This is a genomic window from Streptomyces sp. NPDC045287, assembly GCF_056432325.1.
This window is the reverse complement of the sequence record NZ_JBWKJG010000007.1, coordinates 150,761-169,594: the sequence shown is the minus strand read 5'-3', so window position 1 is coordinate 169,594 and position 18,834 is coordinate 150,761. Positions and strand designations below refer to the sequence as shown.

Annotated in this window: 16 protein-coding genes; 8 read left to right on the top strand and 8 right to left on the bottom strand. The window is 74.7% G+C overall.

All coding sequences use genetic code 11. The annotated features are described in order from the left end of the window. Nucleotides 1-70: 70 nt before the first annotated feature. Complete coding sequence (locus AC07D6_RS14275) at nt 71-1,504, bottom strand: endo-1,4-beta-xylanase (RefSeq protein ID WP_479044276.1); 1,434 nt, start codon at nt 1,502-1,504, stop codon at nt 71-73. A 1,615-nt stretch (nt 1,505-3,119) separates the two neighbouring features. On the opposite strand from AC07D6_RS14275, the gene AC07D6_RS14270 reads away from it, so the two are divergent. Together AC07D6_RS14270 and AC07D6_RS14265 are read left to right on the top strand one after the other, a co-directional pair. Beyond that, nucleotides 3,120-3,665 (top strand): GntR family transcriptional regulator, encoded by a 546-nt coding sequence (locus AC07D6_RS14270; protein WP_479044273.1) that lies wholly within the window; start codon nt 3,120-3,122, stop codon nt 3,663-3,665. After that, complete coding sequence (locus tag AC07D6_RS14265; protein WP_479044270.1) at nt 3,662-3,799, top strand: hypothetical protein; 138 nt, start codon at nt 3,662-3,664, stop codon at nt 3,797-3,799. Before AC07D6_RS14270 ends, AC07D6_RS14265 begins: the two co-directional genes overlap by 4 nt. A gap of 83 nt (nt 3,800-3,882) precedes the next feature. On the opposite strand, the gene AC07D6_RS14260 is transcribed toward AC07D6_RS14265, so the two are convergent. Next, a complete protein-coding gene (locus AC07D6_RS14260) occupies nt 3,883-5,046 on the bottom strand; it encodes an HAAS signaling domain-containing protein (protein ID WP_479044268.1) in 1,164 nt (387 codons plus the stop codon). Between the two features lie 91 nt (nt 5,047-5,137). Here AC07D6_RS14260 and AC07D6_RS14255 point away from each other — a divergent pair, with 91 nt between their 5' ends. Both AC07D6_RS14255 and AC07D6_RS14250 read left to right on the top strand, forming a co-directional pair. Then, the gene (locus AC07D6_RS14255; protein ID WP_479044266.1) at nt 5,138-7,600 is read left to right on the top strand and encodes a helicase-associated domain-containing protein; all 2,463 of its coding nucleotides are present in this window, start codon (nt 5,138-5,140) and stop codon (nt 7,598-7,600) included. Nucleotides 7,601-7,854: 254 nt separating this feature from the next. Then, nucleotides 7,855-9,498 (top strand): DNA repair helicase XPB, encoded by a 1,644-nt coding sequence (locus AC07D6_RS14250; protein ID WP_315877149.1) that lies wholly within the window; start codon nt 7,855-7,857, stop codon nt 9,496-9,498. A gap of 398 nt (nt 9,499-9,896) precedes the next feature. On the opposite strand, the gene AC07D6_RS14245 is transcribed toward AC07D6_RS14250, so the two are convergent. Together AC07D6_RS14245 and AC07D6_RS14240 are read right to left on the bottom strand one after the other, a co-directional pair. Then, nucleotides 9,897-10,094: a hypothetical protein gene (locus AC07D6_RS14245; RefSeq protein WP_479044264.1), complete on the bottom strand. Its 198-nt coding sequence runs from the start codon at nt 10,092-10,094 to the stop codon at nt 9,897-9,899. Nucleotides 10,095-10,420: 326 nt separating this feature from the next. Further along, nucleotides 10,421-10,954 (bottom strand): NUDIX hydrolase, encoded by a 534-nt coding sequence (locus AC07D6_RS14240; protein WP_479044262.1) that lies wholly within the window; start codon nt 10,952-10,954, stop codon nt 10,421-10,423. A gap of 316 nt (nt 10,955-11,270) precedes the next feature. Here AC07D6_RS14240 and AC07D6_RS14235 point away from each other — a divergent pair, with 316 nt between their 5' ends. From AC07D6_RS14235 to AC07D6_RS14225, 3 genes are all read left to right on the top strand, one after another. Then, nucleotides 11,271-11,945 carry a pentapeptide repeat-containing protein gene (locus AC07D6_RS14235; protein ID WP_479044259.1) on the top strand — a complete coding sequence of 225 codons (675 nt, stop codon included), beginning with the start codon at nt 11,271-11,273 and terminating at the stop codon, nt 11,943-11,945. A gap of 169 nt (nt 11,946-12,114) precedes the next feature. Next, nucleotides 12,115-14,151 carry a HelD family protein gene (locus tag AC07D6_RS14230; RefSeq protein WP_479044256.1) on the top strand — a complete coding sequence of 679 codons (2,037 nt, stop codon included), beginning with the start codon at nt 12,115-12,117 and terminating at the stop codon, nt 14,149-14,151. Between the two features lie 461 nt (nt 14,152-14,612). After that, a complete protein-coding gene (locus AC07D6_RS14225) occupies nt 14,613-15,236 on the top strand; it encodes an HAD family hydrolase (protein ID WP_315877144.1) in 624 nt (207 codons plus the stop codon). Here AC07D6_RS14225 and AC07D6_RS14220 read toward each other — a convergent pair. Beyond that, on the bottom strand, nt 15,206-15,463 hold the full coding sequence (locus AC07D6_RS14220) for a hypothetical protein (protein ID WP_315877143.1): 258 nt from the start codon (nt 15,461-15,463) through the stop codon (nt 15,206-15,208). The two genes, AC07D6_RS14225 and AC07D6_RS14220, sit on opposite strands and share 31 nt — an antisense overlap. Before the next feature lie 129 nt (nt 15,464-15,592). On the opposite strand from AC07D6_RS14220, the gene AC07D6_RS14215 reads away from it, so the two are divergent. Next, the gene (locus tag AC07D6_RS14215; protein ID WP_315877142.1) at nt 15,593-15,976 is read left to right on the top strand and encodes a cold-shock protein; all 384 of its coding nucleotides are present in this window, start codon (nt 15,593-15,595) and stop codon (nt 15,974-15,976) included. Nucleotides 15,977-16,733: 757 nt separating this feature from the next. Here the strand turns inward: AC07D6_RS14215 and AC07D6_RS14210 are convergent. From AC07D6_RS14210 to AC07D6_RS14200, 3 genes are read right to left on the bottom strand one after another with little or no spacing between them, the layout of a single operon-like run. Next, the gene (locus AC07D6_RS14210; RefSeq protein ID WP_315877141.1) at nt 16,734-17,573 is read right to left on the bottom strand and encodes a 1,4-dihydroxy-6-naphtoate synthase; all 840 of its coding nucleotides are present in this window, start codon (nt 17,571-17,573) and stop codon (nt 16,734-16,736) included. A 6-nt stretch (nt 17,574-17,579) separates the two neighbouring features. Continuing rightward, nucleotides 17,580-18,332 carry a futalosine hydrolase gene (locus AC07D6_RS14205; RefSeq protein ID WP_479044530.1) on the bottom strand — a complete coding sequence of 251 codons (753 nt, stop codon included), beginning with the start codon at nt 18,330-18,332 and terminating at the stop codon, nt 17,580-17,582. Between the two features lie 2 nt (nt 18,333-18,334). Next, the gene (locus AC07D6_RS14200) at nt 18,335-18,832 is read right to left on the bottom strand and encodes a DUF2771 domain-containing protein (protein WP_315877140.1); all 498 of its coding nucleotides are present in this window, start codon (nt 18,830-18,832) and stop codon (nt 18,335-18,337) included. Nucleotides 18,833-18,834 lie beyond the last annotated feature (2 nt).

Here is an 18,834-nt window from a genome sequence, read left to right as displayed (position 1 = left end):
TGCCGGAGGGGCGGGGGGAGCCGCACCGTGGGTCCTCATCGATTCGCTCCTTCGTCCGTGGCGTTCCCCATCAGGCGCGGGTCCAGCGCTGGTTGCTGGTGTTCCAGCAGGAGTAGAGCTGGATCAGGGTGCCGTTGGCGGTGCCGCCCGCGACGGCGTCGAGGCAGAGGCCGGACTGGACGCCGACGATGGACCCGTCGGAGGCGAGGCGCCACTTCTGGTTGTCGCCGCCCCAGCAGCTGTAGATCTGGACCTTGGCGCCGTTGCCGGTGCCGGCGGCGTCCAGGCACTTGTTGCCGTAGACCCTGAGTTCGCCGGCGGCGGTGTGCGTCCACTGCTGGTTGGTGCCGCTGTGGCAGTCCCACAGTTGGAGCTGGGTGCCGTCGGTGGTGCTGGCGTTGGGCACGTCCAGGCAGCGGCCCGAACCGACGCTCTTGATCGTTCCGGACTCCGTGGGGGGCGGCGTGGTGGAGCCGCCGTTGAGCGCGTTGAGGACGGCCGTGTAGGCGGGCTTCTTGCTGCCGTCGCCGTTGAACAGCAGGGGCGAGTGCTCCGGCCGCCAGGAGTCGGTGTCGCGCACGCCCCAGACGGTGATGCCGAGGCAGCGCGGGACGGCCAGGCAGTCGTTGACCACGTTGGCGTAGGTCGTGGACGGGGCGCCCTGGATGTCGAGCTCGGTGATGGCCACGTCGACGCCGAGGGCGGCGAAGTTCTGCAGGGTGGTGCGGAAGTTGCTGTCGTAGGGGCTGCCGCTGTTGAAGTGCGACTGGAAGCCGACGCAGTCGATCGGCACGCCGCGCTGCTTGAAGTCCCGGACCATGGCGTACATGGCCTGGGTCTTGGCCCAGTTCCAGTTCTCGACGTTGTAGTCGTTGTAGCAGAGCTTGGCGGCCGGGTCGGCGGCGCGCGCGGTGCGGAAGGCGACCTCGATCCAGTCGTTGCCGGTGCGCTGGAGGTTGGAGTCGCGCCGGGCCCCCGAACTGCCGTCGGCGAACGCCTCGTTCACGACGTCCCACTGGGCGATCTTGCCCTTGTAGTGGGCCATCACGCCCTTGATGTGGTCGATCATCGCCTGGCGCAGCGTGCTGCCGCTGAGGCTCTGCATCCAGCCGGGCTGCTGGGAGTGCCAGGCCAGGGTGTGGCCGCGCACCTGCTTGCCGTTCTGCACCGCCCAGTTGTAGACGCGGTCGGCGGCGGTGAAGTTGAACTGGCCCCGCTGGGGTTCGGTGGCGTCGATCTTCATCTCGTTCTCGGCCGTCACCGAGTTGAACTCGCGGTTCGCGATCGTCGCGTACGTCGAGTCGCCCAGCCTGCCCGAGGCGATGGCGGTGCCGAAGTAACGGCCGCTCTGCGCCGCCGCGGCGCCGAGCGTGCTCTCGGCGGCGTGCGCCGTCGGCGGTGCGACCAGCGCGCCGGTCGCACCGATGACGCCTGCGACCAACGCCACCAGCAGACCGCGGAACTTCCGGCGGACGGCGGGCGGGGGAATGGCGTACGAGCCCATGGCTGTGCCTCCAGGGTAGAAATCACGGAAGGACTGAAGTGCGGCGGAACGCGTCGTCCGCCCCCGCTCGGCAGGCGGACGAGGCGGGCCGGGATCCGGAGATCGCGGGATCACCGGACGTCGTGGTCGTGACACCGGGACGGTCCCGACCTGTGCGGACGGCACCCGGGCGGCCTCCGGGTGACGTATGGGGCGCCCCGGAGCGAAGGAGCCCCGGAGCGAAGGAGTACCGGAGCGGCAGGTCGCCGCCGGACCGTCCGGCGGCCACGCCGACGCCCCCGGGCCCTACCCGCCTCCGCGGGGCGGGCCCGGCGGAAGAGGTCCGGCCGGCGGACGGCCGCGCCCGGTTGACGGACGGCCGCGCCCGGCCGGCGGACGGCCGCGCCCGGGCGCAGCCCACCCCCGCCGCTCCCGGCCGGCCGCCGCCGCGACCGGACGACGAACGCCACGGGATCCGAGAGACAGAGCTGGACGACCACGGCCGTACACACCGGACGCGGGGAGGCGGCGTCGTTTCGACAGGGGCATGGGGGTACTCACATCGCGGCTCGGCCGGGGGACCGCCACGTGGCGCCGCCCGCCCCTCCGACTGTGCGAAGAGTCAGGATGCGCTAGTGCGAACCTCACCGGAACGGAAACGGGATGGTGCGGGTGCTGCGGTACGCGGATCTGTCGTGCAGCACAGATCACTTGAGGCCGATATTGTTCGAAAGCTCGAACTGTGACCGGCGTCTCAGACAGGCATGATTGAGGCGTTGACGGTGGACCGTCAATACTCCCCGCAGAAGAAGTTTCCGTTTCCATCCCGAAAACTTTTCGGTGTCCCGGCGAGTCGCACGGGGCCCACCGGACCCCAGCACCGCCGTCGACGGAGGCCGCAGGACCGGGACCCGAACGAGTGCGCCCACCACGGGTGGAGGCCGCAGGATCGGGCTCCGGACGGAAGACCCGGCCGGCACGGCGATGGACTCGCGCGGCCCCGAGGCGACGGGGGCCGTGTTCCGGCCGCCGCGCGAGACGGAGTCCCGGCCGGGGCCGGACGCCGCTCACCCAGCCCCCCTCCTCCGCACGGACGCCCTGGACCGGCAGGCCGTACCGCAAACTTCCGGATGATTTCCGGTCGGGAGGAGAGCGCGTCAAGCCCGCAGGGCAGGGTCTGTTTACGGACAGATCAGCGACAGGTCTTGACCGGGAGGCCCCGCATTCCTAGCTTGTGGCGTCAAAGAATCCGAGACGTTCCCGTACGCCACCCGCGTGCCGACCCGTGTGCCGACCTCCGTGCCCACCGAAGAGGGCACCGTTCACCGAAGAGGGCGTCACCGCCCACCTGCGCGACGGCCTGACCGACGTGATCACGCCCTCCCCCGCCGCTTCCGGCCGCCACCTGCTCGACACCGCCGCCCGCGCGTCACCGTCCGCGCATCCGCCGTCCGCGCGTCCACCGTCCGCGCATCCGCCCGTCCGTACGCCACCCGCCCGTACGCCACCCGTACGCCACCCGTGCGTACGCCGCCGGGCTCGCACCGAAGGCCGTACGCGAAGCCGACTTCCGGCGCCGCCCCAAGCGAGTCGCTTACCGTCACGGGACAGGCACCGGCGACACGGGAGGGACAACATGAGCGGTACGGGCGACTGGGTCAGCACGTCGATGCCGTATCTCGCGCCGCGCGCGAAGGGGCAGGGCGACGCCTGGGCCGAGGAGGCCGCCGCCCACGGCCGCAGGGGCACCCAGCGCATCGTCTTCGCCGGGGAGCTCCCGGCCGGGGAAGAGGTCGCCGCGCTGCTCGGGCTGACCGCCGGCGAGCCCGTGGTCGTACGCCGCCGGATCATCGAACTCGACGGTGAGCCGTGCGAGTTGACCGACACGTACTACCCCGTCGACATCGCGCGCGGCACTCCCCTCGCCGGTACGGCGAAGATCCGCGGCGGTGCCGTGACCCTGCTCGCCGCACTGGGCCACGCCGGCGTGCGCGTCCGCGAGGACGTCACCGCCCGACTGGCGACCGACGAGGAGTGCGACCTCCTCGAACTGTCCCCCGACCAGCCGGTGTTGCGCCTGGCACGGCAGACCCTCGACGCCCGGGACCGCCCCGTCCAGGCAGACCTGATGACCATGCCCGCCCACCGGCAGAGGCTCCGCTACGAGATGAGGATCGGATGACCGCACGCGCCGGCGGGGCCGGGCCCCGCGACCACCGCCAGAGCCGCGTCTCCGAGATCGGCACGTACGGCGAACCGGTCGGCCGGGCCGGTGGCTTCTTCGAGACGCCCAGGTTGCAGACGGACCGGGCCTGACGTCCTGAGCCCCCGCGAACGCGGGGACACGGGGACGCGGGGACGAGAGCGGTCTGGCCATGCCGCGCCGCGCACCGGCAGGGTCACGAGCGGCGGGCCCGCCAGAACAGGTACGCCGCCGTCGCCAGGGCCGCCGTGCGGAGGGTCCACGGCCAGGTCTCCTGCAGGGCCTGCGTGAGGGCCGGGCCGCCCGGCGGGATCGGCTCCCCCCAGCGGCCGTCCAGGCGTCCCCACAGCCAGACCACCGCGCCCGCCGCCACCGCGCCCGGCAGGCCCAGCACCCCCCACTTCGCCTGGGCCCTGCTGAGGCGGCGCGTCGCGTACGCCAGGAGCCAGCCCGCCGCCAGCGCGATCCACGAGCCGGTGACGGTGCCCAGCACCAGGCACCCCGCCGCGAGCAGCAGGACCGGGTCGCCGAACCGCCGCGCCCGCGTCGCGGCGGGGGTCGGGGCGGGGGCCACCGGGGCGGGGGCCGCCTTCCGCCCGCGGAGGAGCAGCCGGCGTACGCGGCCCCGGCCCGCACCCGACGCCGGGCCTGCCGCCTCCGCCGGGCCCGATGCCGTGCCCGCCGCCTCCGCCGCGCCCGGCGCCGCGCCCGACCCGGTCCGTGTCGTCTCCGCCGCCGGCCGGGCCGCGCCCGCCCGGCCCAGCAGGCGGCGCGGGCCCCTCCGCCGCGGGGGCTCCGCGGCCTTCTCCACCGGGTCCTCCGCCGGTTTCGGCGGCTCCAGCAGCTCCGGGACCTCCACCCCGCCCGTGAACCCGGGCACCACGCTCCACCAGTCCGGCTCCGGTCCCTCGTCCGAGCTCCAGGGCTCCGAGCTCCGGGACTCCGAGCTCCGGAACCCCGGTCCCCCGTCCGGCCTTTGGGACTCCGGACCCTGCGACCCCGCGTTCCGGGACTCCGACCCCCACGGCTTCGAACCCCATCGCTTCGAACCCCGTGGCTCCGGCCCCCGGGATCCCGGGCCCCCGGACTCCGGGCCCCGCCCGGTGCGCTGCCCCGGCACCGACAGTCCGCCGCCCTCCACCGCCGCCACGATCGCGTCCGGCGAGCCCAGGCGGGCCAGGATGCGACGGACCGCGGCCGGGCTGTCCGCGCCCTCGCCGTCCTCCCGCTGCCGGTCGATCTCGTCGCGCAGCGACGCCACCAGGCCCATCCGCGCCTTCGACGGCAGTTGCCGCTGCTGCGCCAGGTCCCCGACCCGGCTCAGGTAGTCGAAGACCAGCTGGTCGCTCTCGATCCCCACCGTGCCCTCCCTGCCGCCCGTCGCCCGACCGACGTCCCGACGTCCCGACGTTAGCGCCTACGGCGGGCGGCAGGGGGCTAACGTGGTGCGGATGGCGACCGGTGAGACCGAGCGGGAGGCGTACGTGCCCGAAGACCAAGGCAGTACGGCGGCGCCCCGCACCCTCGCGGAGGCGCTGCGGGCCCGGGGCGACGAGGGGTTGGCCGCGCTGCTGCGGGCCCGCCCCGACCTCCTCGTGCCCGTGCCGAACGACCTGACGCAGCTCGCGACGCGGGCCGGCACGCGCGCGTCCGTCGTCCGCGCCCTGGAGCGGCTGGACCGGTTCGCGCTCCAGGCCGCCGAGGCGCTGGCCGTGGCGCCCGACCCGGCGCCGTACCCGGCGCTGCTCCGGCTCATGGCCGGCGACGCCGGCGACCCCGGGGTCGAGGCCGCGCTGCCCGGCGCCGTCGCCGTCCTGCGCGACCAGGCCCTCGTGTGGGGCGGCGACGACCGGCTGCGGCTGGTGCGCACCGCGCGCGAACTGCTCGCCCCCTCCCCGCAGCACCCCTCCCCCACCGGCCTCGGCCCGACCGTCGCCGAGGCCACCGCCGGGATGTCGCCGGGCCGGCTCCAGGAGATCCTCCAGACCGTCGGGCTGCCCACCACGCACGACCCGGTGTCGGCGGTCACCGCGCTGACCGGCCTGTTCACCGACCGGGCCCGGATGGACGCCCTCCTCGACGAGGCCCCCGCGGACGCGCTCGGCGTGCTGGACCGGCTGGTGTGGGGCCCGCCCTACGGCGAGGTGACCGCCAACCCGACCCCGCCCGTGCGCTGGCTCCGCGACCGCGGCCTGCTCCTGCCGACCACCGCCCGCACGGTGGCGCTGCCCCGCGAGGTGGCGCTGCACCTGCGGGCCGGGCGGGCCCACCGGACGCCCGAGCCGGTGCCGCCGGCCGTCGGACCGGCCCGCGAGTACCGCCCGCAGGTGGTGGACAGCACGGCGGCGGGCCAGGCGTACACGGCGCTCTCCACCGCCGAGGAGCTGTTGAAGCAGTGGGACGAGGGCGGCCCCGCCGTCCTGCGCGCCGGCGGCCTGTCCGTCCGCGACCTGAAGCGGACCGCCGTCCTCCTCGACGTGCCGGAGCCGGTCGCCGCGTTCTGGCTGGAACTGCTGTACGCGGCGGGGCTGCTCGCCCCGGACGGCGAGGCCGACGAGCGATACGCGCCGACCCCCGCGTACGACGAGTGGCTCGACCTGCCGGCCGCCCGCCGCTGGGCCCGCCTCGCCGCCGCCTGGCTCACCGCGACCCGCACGCCCGGCCTGGTCGGCGGGCAGGACTCCAAGGGCCGCACCCTGTCCGCGCTCGGCCCCGACCTGGACCGGGGCGCCGCGCCCGAGGTGCGCCGCCGGGTGCTGGAGCTGCTCGCCGCGCTGCCGCCCGGCGCCGCGCCCGAACCGGACGCCGTACTGGCCCGGCTCCGCTGGGAGCGGCCCCTGCGCGGCGGCGCCGGCACGGACCTGCGCGCCCGCCTCGCCACGTGGACGCTCGACGAGGCCGAGGTGCTCGGCGTCACCGGCCGGGGCGCCCTCTCCGGCCACGGCCGCGCCCTGCTGGAGGGCCCCGGCGAGGAGGCGGCCGTCGCGCTGCTGGCGCCGCTGCTGCCCGAGCCGGTCGACCACGTCCTGCTCCAGGCCGACCTGACCGCCGTCGCCCCCGGCCCGCTGCGCCGCCCGCTCGCCGACGCCCTGGGCGTCCTCGCGGACGTCGAGTCCAAGGGCGGCGCGACCGTGTACCGCTTCACGCCCGCCTCCGTACGCCGCGCGCTCGACGCCGGCCGGTCCGCCGCCGACCTGCACGCCTTCCTCGCGGCACACTCCCGCACGCCCGTGCCGCAGCCCCTGGCGTACCTGATCGACGACGTGGCCCGCCGCCACGGCCACCTCCGGGTCGGCGCCGCCTCCTCGTACGTCCGCTGCGACGACGACGCCGTCCTCGGGGAGATCCTCGCCGACAAGCGGTCCGCGCCCCTGGGCCTGCGCCGCCTCGCCCCGACCGTCCTGGCCGCCCAGGCCGACCCGGCGGCCCTGCTGGAGGGGCTGCGGTCCATGGGGTTCGCGCCGGCCGCCGAGTCCGCCGAGGGCGACGTGCTGATCACCCGCGCCCACGCCCGCCGCACCCCGCCGCGCACCCCGCCCGCCCCCGTACCGGACGGCCCGCCGGTACCCGACGACACGCTGCTCGGGGCGGCCGTCCGCGCCATCCGCGCCGGGGACCTCGCCGCCACCGTCACCCGCAAGGAGAAGGAGCCGGAGGCAGCGGCCCCCCGCGCCGACGGCTCCCTGCCGCGCACCTCCGCCGCCGAGACCCTGGCCACCGTCCAGGCCGCCGCACTCACCAACTCGGCGGTCTGGATCGGGTACGTCAACGCCGACGGCGCCGCCAGCCAGCGCGTCATCGCGCCGGTGCGCGTCGAGGGCGGCTACGTCACCGCGTACGACCACACGGCCGACGAGGTCCGCACGTACCCGCTGCACCGCATCACGGGCGTCGCGGAGCTGGCCGACGAATGAGGGGGCGGGCCCGGATGGAGACGGGTGGCCACGGGCGGGCCCGGAGGAACTCGGGCCGGCGCGAGTAGACCCGGGCGGGCCCGGCCCTCTGTCTTCGGCCCCTCCCGCCCCCGTCCCCGGCTCCCTTCCGTTCCCGGCCCCTCTCGTCCCCGTCCCCGCCCCGGCCCTTCTCCCGTCCCCGGCCCCCGTTCCGGGGGCGATGCGGCAAACTGGAGAGCTGGCCGCGTCCCGGGGCCGTACGGAAAGGGTGAGGCGTGAACGGACCGCTGATCGTCCAGAGCGACAAGACACTCCTGCTGGAAGTCGACCACGAGCGGGCCGACGCCTGCCGCCGCGCCATCGCGCCGTTCGCGGAGCTGGAGCGGGCGCCCGAGCACATCCACACGTACCGCGTGACCCCGCTCGGCCTGTGGAACGCGCGGGCCGCCGGGCACGACGCGGAGCAGGTCGTCGACGCCCTGGTCGAGTTCTCCCGCTACCCGGTGCCGCACGCGCTGCTCGTCGACGTGGCCGAGACGATGGCCCGGTACGGGCGGCTCTCCCTCGGCAAGCACCCCGTGCACGGCCTCGTCCTCACCACCACCGACCGGCCCGTCCTGGAGGAGGTGCTCCGGTCGAAGCGGATCAAACCGCTCGTCGGGGAGCGCATCGACCCGGACACGGTCGCCGTCCACCCCTCCGAGCGCGGCCAGATCAAGCAGACCCTCCTCAAGCTGGGCTGGCCCGCCGAGGACCTCGCCGGGTACGTCGACGGGGAGGCGCACCGCATCGACCTGGACGAGTCGGGCTGGGCGCTCCGCCCGTACCAGCAGCAGGCCGTCGAGGGGTTCTGGCACGGCGGCTCGGGCGTGGTGGTGCTGCCCTGCGGCGCGGGCAAGACCCTCGTCGGCGCCGGGGCCATGGCGAAGGCGAAGGCGACGACGCTGATCCTCGTCACCAACACCGTCTCCGCCCGGCAGTGGAAGCACGAGCTGGTCAAGCGGACCTCGCTCACCGAGGACGAGATCGGCGAGTACAGCGGCGCCCGCAAGGAGATCCGCCCGGTCACCATCGCCACGTACCAGGTGCTGACGACCAGGCGGAAGGGCGTCTACCCGCACCTGGAGCTGTTCGACTCCCGCGACTGGGGCCTGATCGTCTACGACGAGGTGCACCTGCTGCCCGCGCCGGTCTTCAAGTTCACCGCGGACCTCCAGGCGCGGCGGCGCCTCGGCCTGACCGCGACGCTGGTGCGGGAGGACGGCCGCGAGTCGGACGTCTTCTCCCTCATCGGCCCGAAGCGGTTCGACGCGCCGTGGAAGGAGATCGAGGCGCAGGGGTACATCGCGCCCGCCGACTGCGTCGAGGTCCGCGTCGACCTGACCGAGACGGAGCGGCTCGCGTACGCCACGGCGGAGACGGAGGAGAAGTACCGGTTCTGCGCGACGACGGACACCAAGCGGCGGGTCACCGAGGCGATCGTCCGGAAGTTCGCGGGGCAGCAGATCCTCGTCATCGGGCAGTACATCGACCAGTTGGACGAGCTGGGCGAGCACCTCGGGGCGCCCGTCATCAAGGGCGAGACGCCGAACGCGCAGCGCGAGAAGCTGTTCGAGTCGTTCCGGAACGGGGAGATCAGCGTGCTGGTCGTCTCGAAGGTCGCGAACTTCTCCATCGACCTGCCGGAGGCGACGGTCGCGATCCAGGTGTCGGGCACGTTCGGGTCGCGGCAGGAGGAGGCGCAGCGGCTGGGGCGGGTGCTGCGGCCCAAGGCGGACGGCCACCAGGCGCACTTCTACTCGGTGGTCGCGCGGGACACGATCGACCAGGACTTCGCCGCGCACCGGCAGCGGTTCCTGGCGGAGCAGGGCTACGCGTACCGCATCGTCGACGCGAGCGAGCTGCTGAGCGAGGCATGAGCCACCGGGCATGGACCCCGGGCCGCGGGCCCTGGACGCCCGGCCTCTGAGGGCGGGCCCGAGGGCCCCGTCCCCGGGACGGTACCCGGGACCGACCCCCGGTACGGGCCTTGGAGGTGGGCGCCCAGGTGTGGGCCCGGGCGCGGGCCCGCTCGGCGCGACCCGGCCCGCCTGCTCGGCGCGGTCCGGCCCGTCTGCCCGGCGCAGTCCGGCGCAGTCCGGCGCGCCTGCCCGGCGTGCCCGGCGCAGTCCAATCGGTGTGGTCCGGCCCGTCCGGAAGACACGGCGTGATCCGTCCGGCGCGGTCCGGCGCCCGCCGGGCCGGCGACGCCTGACCCCTGTCCCGCCCGCACACCGGGCCGGCGGCGCCCGACGCCCGTCCCCGCCCGCACACCGGGTCAGCGGCGCCTGACGCCCGCCGCGTCCGCGTCGTAGTCGCCGAGGACCGCGACGCCGAACGCCGCCGTCGCGAAGACCCGTACCGCGCGCAGTGCGTCGCCGAACCCGGAGACGGGCCGCTCGGCGGCGCCGGGCGGCTGCGGGGTGCGGGGGCCGGGGAGGTCGGCCGTGGCAGGGGTGAAGGTCGCTGCGCTCATGCCTCCATGCTGGTCTCCGGACCCCCGGTTTCCATCGCCCCGCGGACGGAACCCGCACCCCGCCCGCGTACGACCCCAGGCATACGTCGTCCCCTACGGGTCGCACACCCCGCACACCGGCCACCACGCCCCCGGAGCCCCGACCGCCGAGCCCGCGCCCGGTGGGCGAAGCCCCGTGGGGCCGGTGCGAGCAGGGCGCCCCAACGGCTCGGGGACAGGTCCGGGGCACCGAGGGCCGAGGGGCCGAAGTCGGCTGGAGCCCTTCCGCCGAGCGCTGGCCGCGGTGGTGTTCGAATCCCGCCTCCGAGCGGTGCTGCCCCGTCAGGTCAGCGGATCGCCTCGTCCACGAGTACGTAGAGCAGCCCGACCAGGGAACCGCTGCTGACGATCTCGCGACGGTCGATCATGCCCCGCACGTCGGCCAGCGGGATCCACTCGATCCGGTCCGACTCGTTCTTCTCGGTCGGCGGGCCCTCGTACGTCGCCCCGTCGGCCCGGAAGACGTGGTGCTGGGAGTCGGTGATGCCGTTGGCGGGCTCGGCGTAGATCAGCGGCTTGACGGAGCCGGGGCGCCAGCCGGTCTCCTCCAGGACCTCACGGGCCGCCGCTTCGGCCGGGCTCTCGCCCTCCTCGACCAGGCCCATGGGCAGCTCCCACGCCCAGGCGTCCGTGATGAAGCGGTGCCGCCACATCATCAGGACCTCACGCCGCTCGTTGACCACGGCGGCCACGGCCAGGTGGCGGAGCTTGACGACGTGGTGCTCCCAACGGTTTCCGTCCGGCGTCTCGACGTCGGTGAGCCACAGGTTCACCCAGCTGTTCTCGTAGATCGGACGTTCCCCGTGGATCTTCCACTGCATCGCTGCGGCCCCTCTCGATCGGCCCTCGGCATCGCAGAGCAGAGGCTGACCAGGGCTGGGTCCGGCGGGGGCCCGTGCCAGGCTGACGGACACGGCGGGGCGCCTCTCCGGAGACGTCCCGCTTCGACACGGGTGTGTCAGTCGGGCGCACGTGTCACGACCCAAGGATTTCGAACGCCCGTGCCGGTACGGCCGGTGCGCCGTACTCCACGACGATCAGCCGGACGGCCTGGGACAACTGGAAGAACGAGTAGCCCGGACGGGACGGCCCGGCCGGTGACGCCGGGCCGTCCCGGCATCACGTTGAAGGAGCAGCATGGCCAGCCGTACCTTCGGCCGCATCACCGTGACCACCCCCGTCCTCGATGAGCCCGGCCTGTACCTGTCCGTGGTCGAGACGCTGGACAACCCCCGCGGCACCGTGCAGGACTTCGCGTACGGGGAGGTGGACCTGCGTTCGCTCGCCCTCACCGGAATCCGGCTCATCACGGGCAGGGTCAGCGGTCTGCGCGCGAAGCAGGTCGAGTTCGAGGCGCTGGACCTCCACGGCGTCGAGATCACCGGCAGTGACCTGGGCTCGGCCCGCTGGAGCGGGAGCAAGCTCACCCGGGTCCACTTCCGCGACTGCAGGCTGATGGGCGCCGCGCTGGACGGCGTGGTCCTGGACGACGTGCTGTTCGAGAAGTGCCGCTTCGACTACGCCGGCTTCGAGAAGGTGCGTGCCGCCGGCCCCGTCGCCTTCACCGGCTGCGCCTTCACCGAGGCCACGTTCACCGACTGCGACCTGTCCGACGCCGTGTTCTCGGACTGCGGTCTCAGGCTGACCGGGTTCGGCGGTGGGCGGTACCGGGGCACCGACCTCCGCGGCAACGACCTCTCGCAGATCCGCGGCGTCGCCCACCTGGCCAGGGTCCGCATCGCCCCCGGCCAGCAGGCGGACCTCGCCCAGGCCCTCGTGAACGAACTCGGCATCACCACCGGGGACGACTGACCGGCCAGAGGGGCTTCCCGCAGCCGCCCTCGGGAAAATCGTTCGCGGTCGGCCCGTCGTCCTCACTACAATCTCCCGCCTTGCCCGCCTCCCCGTCGTCGGGAGCGCTGCCCTCCGGTCGGAAACCGGACGGCCGTCATCTGACCCCTTCAGCGCCGGAGGCACCGCCATGTCCGCAACCGACCCCGACCCCCTCGCCCGCGAGCGCGCGCACCTCGCCGCGTCCCGTGCGGCGCTGCGCGCCATGCGGGAGGACGTCGAGGCGCTGGACATCCGCGACGTCACCGCGAACTGGGTCAACGCCGCCGTCCTGGAACGGCAGATCGAGGAGCGCGTCAAGGCGCTCGCCGACCTGGCCCACACCCCCCTGTTCTTCGGGCGGCTCGACTACCTGCCCACCACGCAGGAGGGCCAGCGGTTCTACATCGGGCGGCGGCACGTCCACGACGCCCACGGCGACCCGATGGTGGTCGACTGGCGCGCGCCCGTGTCGCAGCCCTTCTACCGGGCGTCGAAGCGGGACCCGCAGGACGTGCGGCTGCGCCGCCGCTTCGGCTACACGGGCGGCGACCTCACCGCGTACGAGGACGAGCACCTCACCGACCCGGCCGAGGTGGAGACGACGAGCCGGCTGCTCCAGGCGGAGATCGAACGGCCGCGCGTCGGGCCCATGCGGGACATCGTGGCGACGATCCAGCCCGAGCAGGACGAGATCGTCCGCAGCGGCCTGTCGGGGACGGTGTGCGTGCAGGGCGGGCCCGGGACCGGCAAGACGGCGGTGGGCCTGCACCGGGTGGCGTACCTGCTGTACGCGCACCGGGAGCGGCTGGCCCGTACGGGCACGCTGGTCATCGGGCCGAACCGGTCGTTCCTCCGGTACATCGAGCAGGTGCTGCCCGCGCTGGGCGAGCTGGAGGTGCGGCAGGCGACCGTCGACGACCTGGTCGGCACGCACGTCGAGGTGCGGGGCTCCGACGACGCGGCGGCGGCCGTGGTGAAGGGCGACGCGCGGATGGCGGAGGTGCTGCGCCGGGCGGTGCGGTCGCACGTGACGCCGCCGACGGAGCCCGTGGTGGTGGTGCGCGGGTCGCGGCGGTGGCGGATCCCCGCGTACGAGCTGGAGGAGATCGTCGGTGAGCTGCTGGCGCGCGACATGCGGTACGGCGCGGCGCGCGAGGCCCTGCCGCAGCGCATCGCGCACGCGGTGCTGGTGCGGATGGAGGCCGCCGGGGAGGCGCCGGACGACCGGGTGCAGGACCAGGTCGCGCGGAACGCGGCGGTGAAGGCGGCCGTCAAGGCGATCTGGCCGCCGGTCGACCCGGCGAAGCTCGTGCTGCGGCTGCTGTCGGACGCGGAGTTCCTGGCGGAGCACGCGCGCGGGATCCTCGACGAGGACGAGCAGAAGACGATCCTGTGGACGAGGCCGCCGAGGAGCGTGCGGTCCGCGAAGTGGTCGGCGGCCGACGCGGTGCTGGTCGACGAGGCCGCCGACCTGGTGACCCGCACCCACTCGCTGGGCCACGTGGTGCTGGACGAGGCGCAGGACCTGTCGCCCATGCAGTACCGGGCGGTGGGGCGGCGCTGCTCGACCGGCTCGGCGACGGTGCTGGGTGACCTGGCGCAGGGCACGACGCCGTGGGCGACGGAGAGCTGGGCCGAGGCGCTGCGGCACCTGGGCAAGCCGGACGCGGTGGTGGAGGAGCTGACGGCCGGTTTCCGCGTACCGCGCGACGTGATCGCGTACGCGTCCCGCCTGCTCCCGCACATCGCGCCGGATCTGGCGGAGGTCCGGTCGGTCCGGGAGAACCCGGGCTCGCTGGAGGTGCGGCGGGTCGCGGCGGACCGGCAGGACGCGGAGGTCGTCGCGGCGTGCGCGGAGTTCCTCGGGAAGGAGGGCTCCATCGGCCTGATCGCCGCCGACCCGCGCGTCCCGTGCCTGGCGGAGGCGCTGCGGGAGGCCGGTGTGCCGTTCCTGTCCCCGGGCGAGGAGACGACGCCGGACGTTCGGCTGACGCTGGTCCCGGCGTCCCTGGCGAAGGGTCTGGAGTACGACTACGTGGTCCTCGACGAGCCGTCGGCGGTGGTGGCCGCGGAACCGGACGACCGCACCGGCCTGCGCCGCCTGTACGTGGCCCTGACCCGCGCCGTCTCGGGCCTGAAGGTCCTGCACGCCGCTCCCCTGCCGGAACAGCTCGCCGCCGCCTGACGCGGGTCCCGTAGGGAGGGGCCGTCCCGTACGGGGACCCGTCCCGTAGGGGAGAGGCCGTCCCGTAGAGGAGAGGCCGTCCCGTAGGGGAGAGGCCATCCCGTACGGGGCCTGTTCCGTACGAGGACCCGTCCCGTACGGGGGCCTGTCCCCTGCGGGACCTGTCCCCCATGGGCCCCGCCCTCTACGGGGCCCCTCTCGTACGGGAGGGGTGGGCGCGGGTGAGGTGGGTGAGGTGGGAGGGCTCACGGCTGCGGGTGACGTGGGAACGGCCCCGGTACCGGGCGACCGGCGTGCGGGGCCGCGTGACCGCGGGGTACGACGGTCAGGCCCCCGGACCCGGGCGGAGACGGCCTCCGCCCGGGCCCGGGCGGAGGCGGTCGGGCCCCCCGGCCCGTCTCGGCTCCCGCCCGGTCCCGCCCGGGCAGCGGCCGGAAACGCGCTCCGGGCAGAATGCCCCCATGTCCCTCACCGTCGGTTTCGACCTCGACATGACCCTCATCGACTCCCGCCCCGGCATCCACGCGACGTACCGGGAGCTTTCGGCGCGTACGGGGGTGTGGATCGACGCCGACCTGGCGGTGTCCCGCCTCGGGCCGCCGCTCGAACACGAGCTGGCGTCCTGGGTCCCCCAGGAGCGCGTGACGGAGATGGCCGCCGCGTACCGTGAGATCTACCCCACATACGCCATCGAGCCGTCCCTCGCGCTCCCCGGTGCGGGGGATGCGATTCAAGCCGTTCGCGCGGCCGGCGGGCGGAGCCTCGTCGTCACGGCGAAGAACGAGCCGCACGCCCGGCTGCACGTCACCCACCTCGGCCTGGAGCCCGACGCGGTGATCGGGTCGCTGTGGGCGGAGGCGAAGGCGGAGGCGCTGCGCGAGCACGGCGCGACGGTGTACGTCGGCGACCATCTGGGGGACATACGCGGCGCCCGGGCGGCGGGCGCCCTCGCCGTGTCGGTGGCCACCGGCCCGTACGGGGAGGCCGCCCTGCGCGCGGCCGGCGCGGACGTCGTCCTGCCTGATCTGACGGCGTTCCCGGCCTGGTGGGCGGCTTACGCGGAGGGCGCGGTCTCCCGGGCCTGACGCCGCTGGGCGGCGATGGAGCGGAGCACTCCGGCGGCGGCGACGAGGAAGCCGACGCCCATCAGCATCGCCACGAGGTACACGGCCGTGGGGAACGGCTCCGTCCCCAGGAAGAGTGGTGCGACGGTGACGAGCGTGGCGATCGCCCCGATGATGAAGAGGACCGCTCCGACACGAATGAGCCCGTCCCCCGGGAGGGCGCCGCTCGCGGTGGTTTCACTACGCATTCGGCCAGGGTAGTTCCCCGGCCGGAGGAACGAACCGGCGGCGTCTTGTCACGAGGGCCGGGACCATTAGCCTTAACGCCTTGAGCCGTTTCATCGCGGACCCATCGAGTACGAGGACGAGGACAGGACGTGCCTACCGGCAAGGTCAAGTGGTTCAACAGCGAGAAGGGCTTCGGCTTCCTCTCCCGCGACGACGGCGGCGACGTCTTCGTGCACTCGTCGGTGCTCCCTGCCGGGATCGACGGTCTGAAGCCGGGCCAGCGCGTGGAGTTCGGCGTGGTCGCCGGGCAGCGCGGCGACCAGGCGCTGTCGGTGACGGTCCTCGAACCGACCCCCTCGGTGGCGGCGGCGCAGCGGCGGAAGCCGGACGAGCTGGCGTCGATCGTGCAGGACCTGACGACGCTGCTGGAGAACATCACGCCCATGCTGGAGCGGGGGCGGTACCCCGACAAGGCGCACGGCAAGAAGATCGCCGGCCTCCTGCGCGCGGTCGCCGACCAACTGGACGTCTGACCCCTGCGGGGCCCGCGGCGCCGGTGCGTCGCGGGCCCGCGTCCCTCCCCGAGACCCTGTCCGGGGCCCAACCTGGGTCCCCTCCGAGGCCCCTACCCGGGTCCTTCCTGGGTCTCCCGGGGCCCCTCCGGGATCTCTTCCTGGGCCTTCTTGCGGGACGCCCGGCCCCCCGCCCGGGCCCCTCCGGGCCCCCTGAGACCCCCTCCGGGATCTCCTCCTGGGCCTTTCCGGGCCCCGAGACCCCCTCCGGGATACTTGCCTCCAGACCCCTCCGGGCCTCCCCAAGACCCCGTCCAGGGCTCCCTGGGCCTCTCCGGGGCTCCCGAGCCCCCTCCGCGATTCCCCGAGACCCTGAGAACCCCGTCCGCGGCTCCTCCAGGACTCCCCGAGACCCCGTCCAGGACCCTCCGGGCCTCCCGGGCCTCCGGGCCGCCTCTTCCGAGCCTCCCGGGCCTCCGGGCGCCTCCTCCGAGCCTCCGGAGACCCCGTCGGGAACCTTTCCGGGGCCTCGTCGGACCCCTTCCGGGCCCCGGCCGGAACGCGTGCCCCTCGAACGGCCACGGACGGACACGGACAGCCGCGGACGGCCGCGCCCGTGCCAGCAACGCCCACTCGCCGCGCCCGTGCCCGCAACGCCCGCCCGCCGGGGCCACCCGCAGCACCCGCATCCGTGCCCGCCCGCCGGGGCCACCCGCAGCACCCGCCCACCGGGGGCCGCCGGGGGCCGCCCCCGCCGGAGCGCCCGCCGGCCCGCGGCCTACGGGAACGCCAGGGCCTCGGGGGAGACCTCCGGGACCAGTCCGTGGGCCGCCGCGCGGGACAGCAGCGTGCGGACCGCGTCGTACCCCTCGGGGCCCAGGTCCTCCGTGTACGCGTTCACGTACAGCGCGATGTGCCGCTCCGCCACCTCGGGGTCCATCTCCTGCGCGTGCGCCCGCACGTACGGCAGCGGGGCCGACGGCGACGACCACGCCCGCCGCACCGACTCCCGCGCCGCCTCCGCCAGCCCCCGCAGCGCCTCCTCGCCCAGCGACCGCTTCGCGATGATCGCGCCCAACGGGATCGGGTGCCCGGTCGTGGCCTCCCAGTGCTCGCCCATGTCCGCGAGGCGGTGCAGCCCGTACTTCTGGTACGTGAACCGCGCCTCGTGGATGACGAGCCCCGCGTCGACCTTCCCGTCCCGCACCGCGGGCATGATCTCGTGGAAGGGCATCACGACGACCTCCCCGACCCCGCCCGGCACGGCCTGCGCGGCCCACAGCCGGAACAGCAGGTACGCCGTCGACCGCTCGCTCGGCACGGCGACGGTCCGGCCGGTCAGGTCGGCGCCGGGCTCGCGGGTGAGGACCAGCGGCCCGCAGCCGCGCCCGAGCGCGCCGCCGCACGGCAGGAGGGCGTACTCGTCCAGGACCCACGGCAGCACGGCGTACGACACCTTCAGGACGTCCAGCTCGCCGCGCTCGGCCATGCCGTTGGTGACGTCGATGTCGGCGAAGGTGACGTCCAGCTCGGGCGCCCCGGGCACCAGCCCGTGCGCCCACGCGTGGAAGACGAACGTGTCGTTCGGGCAGGGGGAGTACGCGATGCGCGTCACCACTGGCCCTCACTCCTCCCTGAAGATGCGGGTACTGAGCGGTTCGAACGCCGTCCGCAGCGCGTCCAGCGCCTCACCGATCCGCCACGCGGCCCGGTCGCGCGGGCCGACCGTGTTGGAGACGGCGCGGATCTCGACGGCCGGCACGCCGTGCGCGGCGGCGGCCTCGGCGACGCCGAAGCCCTCCATGCCCTCCGCCCCCGCCCGCGGGTGGCGGGCCGTCAGCTCGGCGGTGCGGGCGGCGGTGCCGGTGACGGTGGAGACGGTCAGGACGGGCGCGAGCAGACACGGCAGGCCGGTGCCGCGCACCACCTCGGCAAGGCGGGCCGTCAGCGCGGCCGGCGGGGTGTGGACGGAGCGGCCGAAGCCCAGCTCCTCCACCGGCAGGTAGCCGTCGGGGGTGTCGGCGCCCAGGTCGGCGGCGACGATGCTGTCGGAGACGACGAGGGACCCGAGCGGGGCGCGCGGCGCGAAACCGCCGCCGATCCCGGCGGTGACCACCAGGTCGTACGGGTAGGGCGCGGTGGCCAGCGCGGTCGCGGCGCCGACCGCCGCCGCGGCGGGCCCGACGCCGGCCGCGAGGACGTCCACGGCGGGCGCGGCGGACCCGGTCAGGCGGGCGAGGGCGTGCCCGGCGAGCAGGTGGCTCGTCACGGTGTGACCGCTCGGCAGGGGCCGTGAGGAGCGGGCGGCGCAGCCGACGAGTCCGCCGGCGACGGAGTGCGCCTCCGCCGCCACGGCGGTCACGACCAGGACGCGCAGGGTCACACCTTCTTGAGGACGAAGCGGTAGACGCCGATGGCCTTCTTCGTCTTGGTGTCCGTCTCCAGGATCGACACGCGGACGCTGCTGGGGGACTGGCCGCCCATCGCCGGCCCGGCGAAGAACGAGCTCGCGCTGATCGAGCGGTACGTCTTCGTGTACGGCTCCTGCTCGGCGCGCTCACCGTCCAGGAAGATCGTCCAGCCGTTCTCGGCGATCTCCGGGTCGACGCCGAAGCGGATCCGGTCGTCCACGGACACCTCGACGGGCTTGCCGCCCTTGGCGCTGAGGCACTCCTGGACGCGGGACTCCTTCAGGCCGCCCTCGTCGTAGCAGTTTTCCGCCGCCTCGGTGTTGTACGAGTCGGAGCCGACCGTCACGGTCGCGATCGGCGTCGGCTTAACCCAGCCGCAGGCGGAGAGGACGAGCAGGCCGGCGGAGACGGCACCCAGAGCGACGCCGGCCCGGCGGGCCTTTCCGGAGAAGAACGCAACGGTCATGG